Origin of the sequence: Collimonas rhizosphaerae (assembly GCF_038896935.1) — a bacterium.
Taxonomy (GTDB): domain Bacteria; phylum Pseudomonadota; class Gammaproteobacteria; order Burkholderiales; family Burkholderiaceae_D; genus Collimonas; species Collimonas rhizosphaerae.
The window spans coordinates 138,607-153,794 of the sequence record NZ_JBANDC010000012.1 but is presented as its reverse complement, the minus strand read 5'-3'; the positions used below and the strand labels follow the sequence as shown (position 1 = coordinate 153,794).

Annotated in this window: 17 protein-coding genes; 6 read left to right on the top strand and 11 right to left on the bottom strand. The window is 56.2% G+C overall.

Translation table 11 applies throughout. From position 1 onward, the window contains the following. The 3 genes from V8G57_RS17760 to V8G57_RS17750 form a co-directional block, all read left to right on the top strand. The coding region (locus V8G57_RS17760; RefSeq protein ID WP_342830498.1) for a DUF2334 domain-containing protein at positions 1–1,362 on the top strand (1,362 nt) is incomplete at its 5' end. A 628-nt stretch (positions 1,363–1,990) separates the two neighbouring features. Continuing rightward, positions 1,991–2,386 (top strand): hypothetical protein, encoded by a 396-nt coding sequence (locus V8G57_RS17755; protein WP_342830497.1) that lies wholly within the window; start codon positions 1,991–1,993, stop codon positions 2,384–2,386. A 198-nt stretch (positions 2,387–2,584) separates the two neighbouring features. Then, a complete protein-coding gene (locus V8G57_RS17750) occupies positions 2,585–3,034 on the top strand; it encodes a hypothetical protein (protein ID WP_342830496.1) in 450 nt (149 codons plus the stop codon). A 455-nt stretch (positions 3,035–3,489) separates the two neighbouring features. Here V8G57_RS17750 and mauJ read toward each other — a convergent pair whose 3' ends face one another. Further along, on the bottom strand, positions 3,490–4,476 hold the full coding sequence (gene mauJ, locus V8G57_RS17745) for a methylamine utilization protein MauJ (RefSeq protein WP_342830494.1): 987 nt from the start codon (positions 4,474–4,476) through the stop codon (positions 3,490–3,492). 377 nt (positions 4,477–4,853) lie between these two features. Here mauJ and V8G57_RS17740 point away from each other — a divergent pair, with 377 nt between their 5' ends. Continuing rightward, the gene (locus tag V8G57_RS17740) at positions 4,854–6,497 is read left to right on the top strand and encodes a diguanylate cyclase domain-containing protein (RefSeq protein ID WP_342830492.1); all 1,644 of its coding nucleotides are present in this window, start codon (positions 4,854–4,856) and stop codon (positions 6,495–6,497) included. Between the two features lie 77 nt (positions 6,498–6,574). Here V8G57_RS17740 and V8G57_RS17735 read toward each other — a convergent pair whose 3' ends face one another. Then, positions 6,575–7,051 (bottom strand): surface-adhesin E family protein, encoded by a 477-nt coding sequence (locus V8G57_RS17735; RefSeq protein ID WP_092400339.1) that lies wholly within the window; start codon positions 7,049–7,051, stop codon positions 6,575–6,577. 147 nt (positions 7,052–7,198) lie between these two features. Next, the gene (locus V8G57_RS17730; protein ID WP_092400337.1) at positions 7,199–7,489 is read right to left on the bottom strand and encodes a PsiF family protein; all 291 of its coding nucleotides are present in this window, start codon (positions 7,487–7,489) and stop codon (positions 7,199–7,201) included. 260 nt (positions 7,490–7,749) lie between these two features. On the opposite strand from V8G57_RS17730, the gene V8G57_RS17725 reads away from it, so the two are divergent. After that, a complete protein-coding gene (locus V8G57_RS17725) occupies positions 7,750–7,920 on the top strand; it encodes a hypothetical protein (RefSeq protein ID WP_175501108.1) in 171 nt (56 codons plus the stop codon). 413 nt (positions 7,921–8,333) lie between these two features. Here V8G57_RS17725 and V8G57_RS17720 read toward each other — a convergent pair whose 3' ends face one another. From V8G57_RS17720 to V8G57_RS17685, 8 genes are all read right to left on the bottom strand, one after another. Further along, positions 8,334–8,591, bottom strand: a complete 258-nt coding sequence (locus V8G57_RS17720) for a hypothetical protein (protein WP_139220145.1) — start codon at positions 8,589–8,591, stop codon at positions 8,334–8,336. 122 nt (positions 8,592–8,713) lie between these two features. Next, positions 8,714–9,730 carry a 2-dehydropantoate 2-reductase gene (locus tag V8G57_RS17715; RefSeq protein WP_425458300.1) on the bottom strand — a complete coding sequence of 339 codons (1,017 nt, stop codon included), beginning with the start codon at positions 9,728–9,730 and terminating at the stop codon, positions 8,714–8,716. A 13-nt stretch (positions 9,731–9,743) separates the two neighbouring features. After that, a complete protein-coding gene (locus V8G57_RS17710; protein ID WP_254785186.1) occupies positions 9,744–10,199 on the bottom strand; it encodes an Mpo1 family 2-hydroxy fatty acid dioxygenase in 456 nt (151 codons plus the stop codon). Between the two features lie 40 nt (positions 10,200–10,239). Next, positions 10,240–11,007: a helix-turn-helix domain-containing protein gene (locus V8G57_RS17705; protein WP_342830489.1), complete on the bottom strand. Its 768-nt coding sequence runs from the start codon at positions 11,005–11,007 to the stop codon at positions 10,240–10,242. Between the two features lie 24 nt (positions 11,008–11,031). After that, positions 11,032–11,979 carry a cupin-like domain-containing protein gene (locus V8G57_RS17700; protein ID WP_342830488.1) on the bottom strand — a complete coding sequence of 316 codons (948 nt, stop codon included), beginning with the start codon at positions 11,977–11,979 and terminating at the stop codon, positions 11,032–11,034. 98 nt (positions 11,980–12,077) lie between these two features. Continuing rightward, positions 12,078–13,340, bottom strand: coding sequence for a hypothetical protein (locus tag V8G57_RS17695; protein WP_342830487.1), 1,263 nt, complete (start codon positions 13,338–13,340; stop codon positions 12,078–12,080). A gap of 589 nt (positions 13,341–13,929) precedes the next feature. Further along, positions 13,930–14,322, bottom strand: coding sequence for an SRPBCC domain-containing protein (locus V8G57_RS17690; RefSeq protein ID WP_092400325.1), 393 nt, complete (start codon positions 14,320–14,322; stop codon positions 13,930–13,932). 147 nt (positions 14,323–14,469) lie between these two features. Further along, positions 14,470–14,688, bottom strand: a complete 219-nt coding sequence (locus V8G57_RS17685; protein ID WP_092400353.1) for a VF530 family protein — start codon at positions 14,686–14,688, stop codon at positions 14,470–14,472. A 119-nt stretch (positions 14,689–14,807) separates the two neighbouring features. On the opposite strand from V8G57_RS17685, the gene V8G57_RS17680 reads away from it, so the two are divergent. Continuing rightward, on the top strand, positions 14,808–15,161 hold the full coding sequence (locus V8G57_RS17680; protein WP_342830486.1) for a hypothetical protein: 354 nt from the start codon (positions 14,808–14,810) through the stop codon (positions 15,159–15,161). The last annotated feature ends 27 nt before the right edge of the window (positions 15,162–15,188 follow it).

The window sequence follows — 15,188 nt, the reverse complement described above, 5'->3', positions numbered from 1 at the left end:
GCATTTCTTAACGATGTCAATGCCACGCAGAAAACCGTCGTCTGGTTCAAATACAACCTGTGGCAGTTCGCATGGAATGCGGCGTATAACTTCAATACCCATTACGGATTCGGCTTTAACGGCTTGCAGGGATTGAATGCGCCGCCCAGCTCGAGCAACCCGGCACCGGGTTTCTTCGACACCGTCTCCTACAAGGGTAAGTCGATGGTGAAGTACTATGCATACGATGCTCCGAGCAACACAGTAAACGCAGATCCCGACGTCGGCATCACGCAGGTCATCGATACGACCAAGGCACAGGCGCTGGTAACGATTACAAACAGCAAGACGTCCGCGCAGGCGCCATATATTATCCGCTCCGGCAATTTCTGGTATTTCGCTGACTTGCCATTGTCATACATCGGCCCACGCGACCGCTATCTGGTGCTTTGCGACATATTGCATGACATATTCGCCGACAATCAACCGGTAAGCCATAAAGCCCTGGTACGGCTGGAAGACGTCGATGCATTGGTCAATTTCGGCACAATGCAAACACTGTCGGACTATTTGCTGAGCCAACACATTCCATTTTCGATTGCGACTATTCCACACTATATGGACCCTTTGGGTGTGTACAACGGCGGGGTGCGAGAAGAAGTACCGTTGTCGCAGGCCGGGACTCTCAAGACGTCGCTAAATTACGCGCTGGCGCGAGGCGGGAAAATTCTGATGCATGGATATACCCATCAATACGATTCGATGCGGAATAAGAATACAGGGGTCAGTGCCGATGATTTTGAATTCTGGAATGCCGTGGCGAATACTCCGGTGGCCGAAGATTCGACTGCATGGGCATTGGGACGTCTCCTGGCGGGAAAGACAGAATTCCAGAATAACGGTTACGCGCCATTTGCCTGGGAGACACCGCACTATCAGGCATCACCGCTGAGCACGAAGGCTGTGCCGCTAGTATTTAATACAACCTATCAGCGCGCCGTCTATTACACCTCCGACACCCCTAATTTTACGGCGACCGTGAGTAAGGATTTTCAAGTTGGACAATTCTTCCCCTACGTCATCAAGCAAGACTACTACGGCCAGTGGATCGTGCCGGAAAATCTGGGGAATATTGAATACAATATTAGCTCTATCGATCCATCTTCAAATATTACCTACACTTGGCAAGATATTTGTCTTAATGCCCAATATGCCACGGTGGTACGAGATGGATTCGCATCTTTCTTCTTTCATCCGTTCTGGCTGGAGTCGTCGCTCGCGCCGTTGGTTACGACGGGATTCACCGACTTCAAAAACATAATTCAGTGCATTACGACATTGGGCTACACCTGGACTGATGCTAGTACACTCGCACATCCATAAGCCATGCATCTGCTCGCCAAAGGAACGAACCTGGGTCCTTTGGTGTTCAGCTAAGGGGCCAATTCCCGATGCGCCAAACTTGAGGGGCGGCATCTTGTAAGAATATGCGTCAGTGCTACGATTGGGGCCTAGCCCTCTGTACCTCTGTCCCAAATTGACAAGCAATGCATTCTGGGGCGTTAGGCCAATTGCTCTAAGATTCTGCGCCATCTTGGCGCAGGCCGAATCGAACGGGAGCCTTTTTCTCATTCAAAAAGTAGTTCCCACCTGCACGGCATGATGCGTGCCGGATGTGATCCCAGGACCCCGGTCGTAGACAGCTGCGGGCGGATCCACCTGCTCACTTCTTTGTCACAACTCACCTGTCACTTATCACAGTTACATCGGCTAAATGTGTGATCTATTCTTACAGCGTGACTTCCTCATGGGCACAGAAAATCTGACTGCGCAAAATACTTCATGCTACTCAAGTGGTTGTTTTTGGCGCGTCTATTGAGTGCGCCATTGAAGAAGTGAACAACGCGAAAACATACTGGCATTTTTTAAAAGTCCGGAAAACAGATCGCTCTCATGCTGTCGTCACAAGAGTAGTTTCATGACGTTCTAAACTTTTATAAGGGATTAAATCATGTCTACAATTTGTGTATTGGTGGCCGTAAATGTAGGCCAAGCCGTAGCGACGAAAAATCTGAGCAAATATGTCTTCATGGTAGATACGACCGGATATTCCGGTGATGGCAGCGAAGGGGGTAACGAATTGATCACAACGTGCCGCAATGGCGACACGATCGTCTGGACCGTCGCCTCTATCGACCCCGCCGAATCAGTCGCTATTCTAGGCTTCGCCGGACAAGCCATCCCCAACATGGTCAACCCCATGAAATATCCGCAGTATGACGGCACCACCTGGGGCGGGCGCGTTAACCAGGCTGGCAACCACATTCAATACACCATGACATTACTGCTGGAAGGTAGCGTGCAGCTGACATTTGACCCCTTCATTACAGCGACCAATCCGCAATAACCTGGTGTTCTTGGAAAACGTGCTGGGGCAATGCAGGAGTAAATCTGTTCCGGTCAGCGTGTCAAGAATATAGGCAAGGCAAGTTACCAATAGGGCTGTTCAGGCTTTATCTTTTTCTTCTCTGAATATTTTAGCGGCAATGAAAGCGCGGGCGTAGCGTAGCCCAGCCCGCGCTCTCAAAATTTTGAGGATTAAATCATGTCCAGAATTAGTACATTGTCGAGAATTGTCGATGTCTTGGTCATCGTAAACGTAGGTAAAGCCATTGCCACCAATAATCTGAGCAAATACGTCTTCATGGTGGACACGACCGGATACTCCGGTGATGGCAGTGAAGGTGGCAATGGATTGATTACGACTTGCCATGAGCATGATACGATCGTCTGGACCGTTGCCTCAATTGATCCCGCCGAAACAATTCGCATTCTCGGTTTTAGCGGGCAAGCAATTCCAGACATCGTACATCCCAGGCCGTATCCACAGCACGGAGGCACCGTTTGGGGTGGCCGCGTCAACGAAGTGGGCACCAAAGTGCAATATACAATGACGTTGCTGCTCGCTGGCAGCAAACACTTGACCTTTGACCCGTTCATTACGGCTACCAGAAAGCTTGAACCTTTATTGCCGCCAATACATGGCGCGGCATAAGCGGAATTTATGTGGCCATTCGAAAAGTCTTCGATACTTTTTTCGACGTCGTAAAAGACCAGTTATCGTCTGCACATTGGCCATCATCTTAGACAACGTAAACTGTAGCTCTCCGGGGAGTTAATATTGTTTCAGGTTGTCTAAGATGACCTCAAGATTCTCCCATCTCCCAACTATCACCCAGATTTGAGGCGTCAGACTCAGCGACAGCCAATCCCCCAAGTTCACGGCACGGAATGAGAGCAGAACCCGCGCCAAACATATAGGTTTGCTTGTTAGAGATAAGGCGCTTGTCGTTCTCTTAGCGGGGCGGTGACAGGTATGTACGTGAGAATCTGTTCCATTGTGTTTATGCGGTCTGGCGTGGTTTGGAGTGGTTTGTAATGGTGGAGGCGGCGGGAATCGAACCCGCGTCCACAGCGGGCAACGATATGCCCTCGCGTTGCCCCATTCTCCTAAGCTTTATTTTGCTGGTCATAGAATTCCGTGAGCATGCGTTGATAATTATCAATAACCGTACGCACACACAATTCGGTGATGTATAGCACGCCAGAATAGCTATCGATATGCTCTGGAGCACTCATGTTCAGCACCGCTCCATCGTCCGTAATAAAGTGAGCAACGGCGTTGCGAAATCGTGGCGTGAGGACTGTATCAAAGAAGCCCTTAATTGGTTTCCCAATATATTGTCGATAAGCCGTATCTATTGCCGGGGCATCTGGGATCAACTCTGGTACGCGCGTGATGGTCAATCCGTTGTTTTTCGCTGTTCTAAAAAGTTCTGTCCGCCTGGCACCAAATAGCCCCTCCAGCAGCTTATGGTAACAAAGAAATTTGTAGAAATCGCTGCTCGAATTCTTTGCTTCCCGGTACATTGCGTAGACGGGTAGAAGTTCGAGGAATGGGCTACCCGTGTGCGGATTGACGGTTGAGTGCCGATACGGTGCAATGTAGTCAATGGTTATGCGTTGGTTCTTGATATCCTCAATTCGCACCGAAGTTATAAAGAGCGGGCTGTCAGCGTGGTAAGTTATGCAGTCGAGAAATGGCAACACTGCAGCCAAGAATTTATTTCGTGCGTCAGTCGTGCTTGTGGCTTCACATTCGAATTCGAGAAGCGAATGTTCTCCGGCCTGATTCGTCCGTACTTCGAACGTCCCGCCAGTACACCGAATCCTACTAAATGCGCTATCTTTCGTCCGGAGCAAGTAAGACCCTCCATCATTCTCGTTGAAGTCTCCCTTGATGCCCTCAGTCACAACGGGGAACTTTGCTAGTCGCGCCGCGAGCTTGAATTGCCTAGTCGTGCTGTCATTGAGACGGTCGGCGTTTTTCCTGGTTTCGTCCTTCATGAGGGCTAGTACGTGCAATTCGCCGCGTACCCCAGGAGGCCCGAGATCTTCGTATGAAATATTTGTAGATGGCGACGGCGATTGTGCCATGTGCTTTCCCTCCTCGGGCGCATCCAATAAATTCGTTTTCAAACTGAAAATATAAATTGTAGGCTTATCGTCAATTCCCGTATCTGTAACGATGTACAACTCGATCTGGCGTATTGCGAGAGTTCGAAGCAACGAAAATCCGCATTAATGCCAAAGAAATGAATGCTACGAATTTGCTACAGCAAATAGTGGGAGGTAGATGTGGCGCGGGGTTTCAGTCTCATTCCACGCCGTGAACTATGGCGAGACTTGCATTGCAGGCAGCAGTATAGCAAAAACCGTTAGCACCAAAATGAGGAAATAGCCGCACATCGCCGCCGCGCCACAGATTGGCCCGCGGAATGCTGTGAACCGGCTGATTTCTGTATCATTCCCTCATGCCAATCTTCCAAAGCATCAAGTTCCGCCTGATCGGCCTCGGTATACTGATTATCGTGGCCGGGATCGGCTTGCGCCTGTTTTTTGCGCTGCCGTTCGCCCAGGGACTGCTGCGCGAGGAGGTGGCGGCCCAGCAATTATCGATTGCATCGTATATCGCACGCGACATTGACCATAGCGTCCAGGCGCGCCAGGCGCTGATCGCCGAACTGAGTTCGGCGCTGCCGCCGACATTGCTGCAGCAGCCGGAGAAACTGACCGTCTGGCTTGAAGAACGGCAGCGCGTGAATCCTTTGTTTAACAGCGGCCTGCTGGTGGTGAAGCCGGACGGCGACGGCCTGCTGGCGGAATATCCGGTAGTGGCCGGGCGCAGCAAGCTGGCTTTTTCCGGAATCGCGTGGTTTCAGGCTGCATTGCAGGCCGATGCTCCGGTGATGGGCAGGCCGCAGCGCGGCCGCGCCAACGGCGAGCCGATCCTGATCATGGCGGCGCCGGTGCGCAACGCGGCGCGCCAGGTGGTGGCAGTGCTGGCGGGCGTGGTAGTGCTCAATACGCCAGGTTTCCTGGATCGCCTGCAGGAAACCCAGCTCGGCGTCAGCGGCGGATTCCTGCTGGTGTCGCCGGCCGACAAGCTGTTCGTCGGCGCCAGCGACCCGGCCATGGTGCTGAAACCGACCCCGCCCACCGGTGTCAACCTGCTGCATGACCGCGCCATGGCGGGTTACCGCGGCACCGGGATCACCATCAATGCCAAAGGCGTCGAGGAGCTGTCGGCGATGGTGACGGTGCCCAGCACCGGCTGGTTTGTCGTCGCCCGCATGCCGACCGCCGAGGTATTCCATCCGATCAACGCCATGCTCGGTTTTTATCTCAAGAACACGCTGCTGATCGTGGTCGGCATGATTGCCATCATGATGCTGCTGTTGCCGCGCACCTTGCGGCCGCTGACCGACGCCGCGCATGCGATGCGTGAAATGGCGGACGGCAAACGCCAGCTGGCGCCGCTGCCGGTCGGGCGGCAGGATGAGGTAGGCAGCCTGGTTCTGGGGTTTAACTACCTGGTGGAACGGCTGCGCGACAAGGAAATGGCGCTGAAGGAGAGCGAGGCGCGCATGGCGTTCATGGCGCACCACGATGCGCTCACCGGCTTGTGCAACCGGGCCATGCTGGAAGACCGCTTGCAGCAGGTGATGGCGCGCGCGCAGCGCGACAGCACGCATTTTGCCCTGCTGTTCTGCGATCTCGACGATTTCAAGCCGATCAACGATGAATACGGACATGAGGCTGGGGACGCCATCCTGTGCCAGGTTGCAGCGCGCTTGCTGGATGGGCGCCGCAACACCGATACCGTGGCGCGCCTGGGCGGCGACGAGTTTGTGATCCTGCTGACAGACCTGACCGACACCCGCAATGCAGCGATCGGCGTCGCCCAGCAACTGCTGGCGGCGATCGGCATACCGTTCAATATCGCCGGCACCATATTCGAACTCAGCGCCTCGATCGGCATCGCCTTGTATGGCGGCGCCAGCATCTCTACTTCGCAACTGATGTCGCAGGCCGATATTGCCATGTACCAGGCCAAGCGGGCCGGCAAGAACGAATTCTTTGTATTCGTTGAAGCGCTGGAGTCTTACAACGTCTAGCGCGCAAAAAAAATCGCAGGACTCAGCGCGACGATTGCGTGAGTGCCTGCGAGTGCCTGGCTAGAAAAAGGACTGGCTTATTTGCTTTTTTGAGCCGGGGCCGGGGCCGAAGCTGGCGCTGCAGCGGCCGGCTTGCCGTCGAGAGGAAATGCGCAAACGAAATTCATCATGACTTCGGCCACCGAATCCTTGGCTGGCGCGGCATACGTCGAATTCTTCAAGGCATCGCTGTGATCCACCCTGGCGCCGGCGCCGTCAGCATCGGCAAACAGGATTTCCCTCTTCAGGCTCAAGGTCTTGGCCTTGCAGTCGTACACCGTCAAATCCTGGTACGACTTGAAGGTAGGCAGCACCTTGGCGTCGCCGTCATTCTTGCGCGCTTCCTTGAAGTTCCACATGGACCATGCTTCGCGGATGCCCTTGTTTTCCTTGATCGAATTCTGGTCCAGCTTGAGCTCTGCGGTATCGCTGGAACCGACCGATTGCCAGTCGGGAGCAGCCTGGACGGCGACGCAAGCGAGGCCAAGAGTAAGGGTGAGCGCTATTTTTTTCATATGTGTTCCTTAAAAAGTGCGGGCTTGGTTTCGACTTTGCATAGTAAACATTAATTCCCGCAACAAGGAAGCAATTTGGTAACAAAATGAAAAAGCCCCGTCTGCGACAGGGCTTTTTGCTACTGCGGGAATGCGCGAAGAAATGTCTTATGCCTTAGGCTTCGACAGGCATTCTTTCATGAACGCCTTGCGATCGTCGCCCTTCTTGCCGGTAGCGTCGACGTTGCAAGACTTCATTTTCTCTTGCTGCGTCATGGGAGCCGCGGCTGCCGGTTTTTTGCTCAGGCAATCTTTCATGAAAGCTTTGCGGTCGTCGCCAGCTTTACCGGTCGCATCCTTGTTGCATGTCGCCATCTTGCTTTGCTGGGCATTTGCGGCAAAAGCCGGGTTAAACACAAAGCAGCAAGCGAGCAGTGCCAGACCTGTCAGTTTTTTCATGATTTTTCTCCGTTTCCACAGTGAGGGTTACCGCATTATTCTGCGACGATGCGGCTTGCTGCATTACAGCACGAAAATTGTCGGCTGCCAATATGTTAGCTATATGCTTATGCGGCTTCGGCATATGCCGCCATTCATCCGGGGAAGGCCGACTGATATTCACAAACCGTATGGCGTGTATGTGAAAGCGAAATTGGATTAGTCATTGAGGATTGCATATACTGCACTGCAACATAGACGACTAACTGAAAGGAAATATCATGGCCAGCATCTCCCCTCCACTGCCGCTGTCGACACGCGCGATGCAAGCCCAGGCTCGCCCTGATATGTACAAGACCGAGGCTAAACAACAGCCGAGCCTGCTTGACAAGGTACTGACCGTCTGGAGCGCGCCTTACAAGAAATTGAGCGGTTCTTTCCTGCGTTTCTGAAAACACGGCGCCGTCAGACATGCTCGAATCAGCCCCGCCTTTCGCGGGGCTTTTTTTTACCTATAAAACAGCCTGGCTCAACACCAACCCGAGTTACCCACAGAAAATGTGCGCAAGCCTGTTGATAACTTCATCGTAAAAAATCCAAGCCTTTGATTCATATCATTTTTTCGATAATGCTCGCGGCAGGGTCAAATGTCTCGCCATGAATGGTTGCCCACGCTGTGCACGCGATTCGCGCAGGCAAAAAAAAGCCCGCTCACCTTGCGGTTGCGGGCTGAATCCAAACCTTAGGAGGTGTTGGAGGAGACAGGTGTAACTATATGGCGACGCAGCAATCGTGTCTGCTTTATTTGTCTGATAACAGATATTTTCTATCTATATATCTCTACGATATTTGTCGCCCGCGAGTTTCATTTTGGTTTTTCATCATGGCCGCGGCAGGCATCGGCGCGCGCCTTGCGCATCGTCCCATCCTTGCAACGCATTACGCTGTGGGTCCCCATGCGATGGCTGCCATCGTAAAACGACTCGGGCCGCCTGTCGTTGCGCGCATCGGGATGTCCTTCCAGTCCAGCTCCCGGTTCGGGTCGCGGCATGGGTTCGTTCTGCGCATGAACCCAGGGAGTAATGGCCAGCAATAGCGTCAGTGCGCCTAGGAACTTCTTCATATCGGACCTTTCTTTGGAAGTGGATTTACCAGGACGATCTCGGTTGCAACCGCTCTGTTTCGAGCCAGGCTGGATGCTTTATGTTCCGTCATTTACAGAAAACTTTAGCCGCGCGGCTGTGCTCAGGCGCGCAGGGCGCGATACAGCGCCGCGCCGGACAACGGCTGTAAACCGCCCTGTTCGGCGGCGTGCACCAGCGCCGTGATACGCCGGTTGGCGGGCGCGTCGCGCGCCAGCGATTCGGCCAGGCGCACGATAGCACCGTTCAGGTAATCCACTTCCGTCAGGCGCCTTGCTTGCAAGTCTTGCCACATCGAAGAGCGCGCCTCGGGATCGATTTTCAGCATGGTTGCGGCAACCCGCGTAAAAATCGCGTCGGGCAAACGCAACAAGGCTGGCAGCAGCCGCGGCCCGGCCTTGGCGATCCTGGCCGGGTGAATCCCGGCGGCGCGCAAAACGGCCAACGCTTCTTCGATCAGCAGGGCCAGGCAACGGCGGTAGGCGCGTTGCGACAACTCGCTTTTGAGCGCCAGGCCGGAGAGCGCATTGACTGCATTATTCAAATTCAGCAACAGCTTGCCCCATTGGACTGCCGCGATATCCTGGCACTGCTGCAGCGGCAGGCCGGCCTGGCGAAACAGCGCCAGCCAGGGCTCCAGCCCGGCGGCCGCCTCCACCATCAGTTCACCGCCGCTGGCGCGGTGAAAGCGGTTGCCTTCCATCTGCACCACATTGAACGGCACCATGGCCGCCAGCACCTGCCGGCCGGCCAGCAGGCTGCGCAGGGTGTCGATATTGCCAACGCCGTTTTGCAAGCTGACGACCAGCGCCGCCGGCTTGGCCCAGCCGGCAATCGCGCTCGCCGCGGCGGCGCTGTCGGCGCTCTTGACGGTGACCAGGATCAGGTCGGCCGCGGCCAGCGCCGACGGGCTTTCCTGGTAGGGAACCTGATCGCCTTCAAGCCGTTGCCGGCGCCCTTCCAGGTCGCTCAGCAGCAAACCCTGGCTGGCGATCTGCCCACGCATGCGCGCCCGGCCGATCAGGACCACGTCGGCGCCCGCGGCCAGCAGCGAAGCGCCGACATAAATGCCGACGGCGCCGGCGCCAAAGACGGCGATATTCAAGGGTGCAGCCGGCATATGGCAACAGGCCCTAATAGGCGATGTGCAGGCGGCGGTACAGGAAACCGAGGACAAACAAGGGACCAATCAGGAGGAAACGCAAATCGTCGAAAAACGATGGTTTCTTACCCTCGATCTTATGGCCGACGAACTGCCCGATCCAGGCGATCACGAACACGCTGACCGACAGCGGCAGCACCAGCCCGGGCGGCAGTACATACAGCAAGGCCAGCATCGCGCCAGACATCAGCAGCATGCCGAAGGCAAACGGCACAGACAAGGAAAAATAGTAAAGCAAGGAGGCCAGCACGGCCGCCAGCGCCACCCCGGGGTGGATGGTCCACAGCAAACCGAGCAGGGTAAACACGATGACCGGCACGCAAATGAAGTGGATCACTTCATTGACCGGGTTCAGGTGGCTTTCGGAGTATTTGGCTAGCAAGGTGTCTATGGAACGGCCCGCTGCCTGCTGCGACTGCTGGTTCATGACGGTCTCCATCTTTTTTATGTACAACCATCTTAGACCATCATTTTTCTGCGCGCTTGAACGCAATCGCCATCTTTTGCAGCTCAGACGGCACCACGCCGAAGGTGTGGCGAAAGGTCCGGCTCATGTGCGCCAGGTCGGCGAAACCGGCCGCATGTGCGGCATGCGTCATGTTGTCGCCGCGCCCCACCGCCTCGACCGCGGCCAGCAAGCGCGACCACAGCAGGTAACGCGACAGCGACAAGCCGGTCTGCTGGCGGAACAGATGGGTAAAGCGGCTGGCCGACAGATGCACGGCAGCCGCCAGCGCCGCGCCGCTGACCGCCGGCCCCGGCTGCGCGGCTATCAGCGCCAGCGCCTGGCTGATCCGGCGGTCGAAACCTGGCTGCGCCGGCCCAGCCAGGGTCGTGCAATCCAGCCATTCCTGGCCCAGCTGCTCGGCTTGCGGCAGCTCAAGCTGGCCCAGCCTGGCCTGGGCCAGCCCGGCTTGCACTTGCGCGAAGCCTGGGTCGCTGGCATAGGCGGCCGCCAGCACGCTTGCTGCGCCTTGCGCGCGCTGCGGCAATTCGACAAACAGGTGCGCCAGCTGCGTGGCGTCGCAATGGATCTGGTGCGGCTGGCTGGAAGCGAAGATGGCGGCGCGGGTGGTGGTCCACGGCTGGTCCGGCGCCAGGCGCGCCTGGAATGGTCCGTCCAGGCCCCAGGTCAGCTGGGTGCCGAAATGGGCGTGGAAGCGGGAATCGATGCCGGGGCCGATGACCAGGGCCCGGCCGCGCCAGAGAAACAGATGAGAGTGTTGCCGGTTCATTGAGGCCTGGTCGAATTGGGCAGGCTAGAATTTGTGGCAGGTGCAATTGCCCCAGCGGTACAGGTGCATCTTGTGGAAAATGTTTTTGATCTCGTTCGGCACGCCGCCAAACAATACTTCGGGTGCAGTCAGGCCGAACACGCCCAGGCTGATCGACGGCTCCAGCGACACCACCGCATGCCAGGTGCGCTTGGGGATGAACAATGCATCACCCGCCTCGACCCGTGCATACAGGCCCTGCGTTTTTTCGAATTCCTTGAGTTTGTCCGGCTGCCGGTCCAGCTGCGAGATATTGATATCGCTCAGGATCGCGCCCCAGTCGTATTTCTCGGAAATGCACATGTGCGGCGTTTGCTCAGGCGGGAACAAGATGAATTCCTTGCTGCCGCGCACCTGGCAAAACCAGTTGTGCGGAAAGTCGTAATGCAGGCCGGTGACCGTATTGGCCGGCCCCATGAAGACATATTCCCAGGTCCAGCGCCTACCCGGCCACAGGTCCTTGATCGAGAAGTCATGGCGCAGCGCCGGGAATTCGTCGAGGATATTCCACTGCGCCAGGTACATGCGGTCGGGCTGGAACGTTTGCATGTGCGCCCAGTCGAGGAAAAACTGTTCGCCCGGCGCCAGCTGATGGCGGCGCCGGTCCGGCAGCAGGCCGACATCGTCCGGCAGGGCACGCTTAGCCAGCGTCGCCAGTCCTTGCAGATAGGGGCCGACCGGCATCACCGGCCGCGGCTGGGTCTGGCCCTGCTCCACCAGGCCGTTCTGGAATTTCACTTTAGGTTCGGAACCGTCCTTGTAGCGCAGCGCCGCCATCTGTTCGAACGACCAGTTCTGCTGCGCCGGCCAGTTGCGTAATGCGCCCTTGACCAGCAAGGGCCGGGTGCGCGCGCCGAAACCGCCTTGGCGCTGCAATTGCTCGGCATCGATCTGGTCGACTAGCTGGAAGGATGGACCGCGGATCGAAGTCATAGGCAGGTAAGAAGCTGAAATAAAAATCGGGAAAAATCCCGCTGCGAGGCTTCACAGTTTAGCAGGATGGGACGGAAATTTTCCGGCAACGGCATTCTCTAGAAATTGCGTATATCGTCCTGGATCATCCTGATCCGGTTATCGCTGTTGAGCCGGTTGATCAGCTGCGCCTGGGCTGCGCGCCATAACTGGTCGCGGTCCATCAGGTAGCCTTCGGTGCGGTAGCCGTAACGGCCAGTACCGGGCACGTCGCCGTAATAGCTGATGGTGGCGCGGCGGCTTTCGGCGACTTCGTTATAACGCAGGTCCAGGCTCGGCACCCTGGTCACGGAAAGATCGAGGACGACCTGCATGGCGTTGGCTTCCTCGACCACCTTGCGGTTGAAACGGTAGGTACGCACGGCGATGCTGCCGTCAGGCTTTTTATATTCCACATTCTCGCTCATCGCCTCTACGTATTGGCTGTACTTGGGCGGCTGATAGATATACGAGGTATTGAGATACATGCCGAGGTCGGCAGTGCCGCCGCCCTGGTACTGAAAGCGGGTGAACCCCAGGTCGAACAGCGCCAGCACGCTCCTGGTGATGTCGCCATTCGGTTCATTGCTGCTGATTTGCAGGACCACGGTGCCCATGTTGCGATATTTGTCGGACAGCGGCTGCGCATCCTTGTAGGCGCCGTGCTGGCGGTAAACATCGTAGGCATTGAAAAAGGCCAGGCTGGCGTCGCGGTACAGCGCCTTGCGGCGCTGCGGATTATTCGCAGCCAGCTCCGCCCCCTGCTGGTAATACGTTGCAGCATCCTTGCTGTCTGCCGCATATTTGTACTTGTCCGCCAGTTTCCTTGCGTCTTTATAGTCGCCGTATTTCTGGTAGGCGTCGGCGGCTGCGGCATAGCTGACAGCCGCCATCCGGTCGTCCTTGACGGCAGCGGCAGCCCTGCCTTTCAGGTAGTACTGCCCGGCCAGATTTTCCCGCAGGCCGACCTCGAGGTAGCGATCCGGCAAATCCGTATATTTGGAATAGTACGGCCTGCTGGCCAGCATGGTCCGGATTGCCAGCAAATCCGAATAGGCGGCTATCTTCCTGTCGTACTCCTGGCCGCTGGCAGTCTGGACTGTGGTTGCATAACTGCTTTCGATAATCCGCAGGCGTTCGCGGATGCCGTTTCTTTCATCGCTGTCGTCGTAGTCCGCTTTCTTGTATTTGTCGTCGAGATAGACCAGGGTCGATTGCACGCTGGCGACATAGTTGCCGTCCTTGAACTGCGAAATCGATGTAGACAAGGAAGCACAGCCCGCAAGCAGCATGGCGCAGCCAAAGAATAAAAGCGCTGTCAAGACTGGTTTGAGTTTTTGCATTCTGTTTTCCCTGTAGCGATGCGGACCTGGCGTCGAGCAATGGCAGATCTTAAGCGGAAGTACAAGGAGGAAGCAATCTCCGGGGCGGCCATGAAAAGCCGCATGCCCATGGCGAGATGGCGGTCAAGCGATGCCGGAGCGCGGCGCAGAAGCCCCTGGAGGAGATCCGAAAAAAAAGCCCACTGCCTTGCGGCAGCGGGCTAAATATCAACATAGGAGAGGATAGGCTCCGATAGACGGTTTAATTCTAGTGAGAATTGGAAACTGCCACACCTGTCACTTTTAACAGGTTTACAAATCAGGGATATCGCCAGTCATGTCAACTATGACAATACCGCTGTCCAGGCTTGTTAATCAATCGTCATCTGCGATGCCAGGCCGGTTGGCGGCAGCCTGCGCTTGGAGCAACTGTCGCCGCAAAAGATCGGCCTGCTTGCATGGATGCCAGGCGGCGGACAAAAAATTCGAAGGCCTGGAGCGGTAGTCTGGAAACATCCAGCGCGTGGTCGCAACACGCAAGAAACAGCTTGGCAAGCTCGCAACATAGTCGCTATTGCACAACATATCCCGGCGCAGCCCGGCCGGCGCTTCAACTCGCGAGGAACTCACGCCAAGGCTCGAAATATTTTTCGCGCCAGCCGAGCTTGACCTCTTCGTAATCCTGGTCCGGCACATCCAGGTGCACCAGCTCTATACGGCCATGCTCGCCTTGCGGGTGGAACGACAGGATCAGGATCGAATCCGGATCGTCCGCCGCAAATGCCGGCGAGCGCCAGGTCTGCACGATCAGCCTGGGCTTGACCACCTGCAGCATCACGCCGGTCAGGGCGCCGTCGAAAGCCTCGAATTCGGCGCCGGCCTCGGCGCTTATGGTGACCGGCAAGCCGGTGATCGCCTGGTGCAGCACCGGATCGACGTACATGTCGAACAAAGCGTCGGGAGTCGCTTTCAAGACCACCGTTTTATAAATCACGTTGCGCATGCCGGTTCTTCCTGCGGTAAGCAAAGCATCAGGTCAACAAGCGCCAGTGACTCGACTGCGGAATGGCGCGCTGAGGAATTTTTCATATTCTGGGGGACAGCGCAAGAACAGGCGCCGTCGCAAAACTTTACCTCATTTTTCAAAAGCTCATTTCATCGCGCGCCGCATGCCGACATACAGGGCTTCCACCTTTTCGCGCGCCCACTCGGTCTTGCGCAAAAACGTCAGGCTGGATTTGATGCTGGGATCGCTCTTGAAACAGCGGATGTCGATGCGCTGCCCCAGTCCATCCCAGCCGTAATGCGCGACCAGTTCGGTCAGCATGGCCTCCAGCGTGACGCCGTGCAAATGGTTGTGTGTGTTCATGTGCTTCTCGATCAAGGTCCAGGCTGGCATTTTACGGTGCCTCGCTCCTCATCACACAGTATTAAAGTTTTTGGAAATCCTGTCGTTATCTGAATGACAGCTATCCTGAAAGAAAGCAAATGATTTCAAGAATCGCCTCGGCCCAGGGTTCGGCCCAATCCGCCGCCAGCGCCGCGTCGCAGATCGCCGCCTTGCAAAAACAGCTTGCCGGCCTGCAAAAACAACTGGTTTCCGCACTCAAGGAAATGCCGTCGTCGAAAGAGGAACAGGCGCTGGCCGACATGCGGGTAAAAATGCTGCAGCAGCAGATTGCATCGATCGAGGATGAAATCAGCCGGCTGAGCCAGCTGGGGTCAGCGCCTGTGGCGCAGGATGGATTGCAAAGCGCTCAAGCAGCATTGCGAGACAAGCAGGCGCAACGCCAGAAAGACCCGGGCGCCTCAGCCGGCGCAGGGGTCGACCTGTATATCTGAAACCAGCCCTGCCCGGCGCTGGATTGC

Bases quoted from the DNA above. Each gene is read 5' to 3' on its own strand.
- V8G57_RS17755 (WP_342830497.1), top strand. From the start codon at position 1,991: ATGTCTACAATTTGTGTATTGGTGGCCGTAAATGTAGGCCAAGCCGTA.
- V8G57_RS17695 (WP_342830487.1), bottom strand. From the start codon at position 13,340: ATGCAAAAACTCAAACCAGTCTTGACAGCGCTTTTATTCTTTGGCTGC.
- V8G57_RS17725 (WP_175501108.1), top strand. From the start codon at position 7,750: ATGGCCAGCATCTCCCCTCCACTGCCGCTGTCGACACGCGCGATGCAA.
- V8G57_RS17720 (WP_139220145.1), bottom strand. From the start codon at position 8,591: ATGAAGAAGTTCCTAGGCGCACTGACGCTATTGCTGGCCATTACTCCC.
- V8G57_RS17680 (WP_342830486.1), top strand. From the start codon at position 14,808: ATGATTTCAAGAATCGCCTCGGCCCAGGGTTCGGCCCAATCCGCCGCC.
- V8G57_RS17750 (WP_342830496.1), top strand. From the start codon at position 2,585: ATGTCCAGAATTAGTACATTGTCGAGAATTGTCGATGTCTTGGTCATC.
- V8G57_RS17700 (WP_342830488.1), bottom strand. From the start codon at position 11,979: ATGACTTCGATCCGCGGTCCATCCTTCCAGCTAGTCGACCAGATCGAT.
- V8G57_RS17705 (WP_342830489.1), bottom strand. From the start codon at position 11,007: ATGAACCGGCAACACTCTCATCTGTTTCTCTGGCGCGGCCGGGCCCTG.
- V8G57_RS17715 (WP_425458300.1), bottom strand. From the start codon at position 9,730: ATGCCGGCTGCACCCTTGAATATCGCCGTCTTTGGCGCCGGCGCCGTC.
- V8G57_RS17690 (WP_092400325.1), bottom strand. From the start codon at position 14,322: ATGCGCAACGTGATTTATAAAACGGTGGTCTTGAAAGCGACTCCCGAC.
- mauJ (WP_342830494.1), bottom strand. From the start codon at position 4,476: ATGGCACAATCGCCGTCGCCATCTACAAATATTTCATACGAAGATCTC.
- V8G57_RS17710 (WP_254785186.1), bottom strand. From the start codon at position 10,199: ATGAACCAGCAGTCGCAGCAGGCAGCGGGCCGTTCCATAGACACCTTG.
- V8G57_RS17740 (WP_342830492.1), top strand. From the start codon at position 4,854: ATGCCAATCTTCCAAAGCATCAAGTTCCGCCTGATCGGCCTCGGTATA.
- V8G57_RS17730 (WP_092400337.1), bottom strand. From the start codon at position 7,489: ATGAAAAAACTGACAGGTCTGGCACTGCTCGCTTGCTGCTTTGTGTTT.
- V8G57_RS17685 (WP_092400353.1), bottom strand. From the start codon at position 14,688: ATGAACACACACAACCATTTGCACGGCGTCACGCTGGAGGCCATGCTG.
- V8G57_RS17735 (WP_092400339.1), bottom strand. From the start codon at position 7,051: ATGAAAAAAATAGCGCTCACCCTTACTCTTGGCCTCGCTTGCGTCGCC.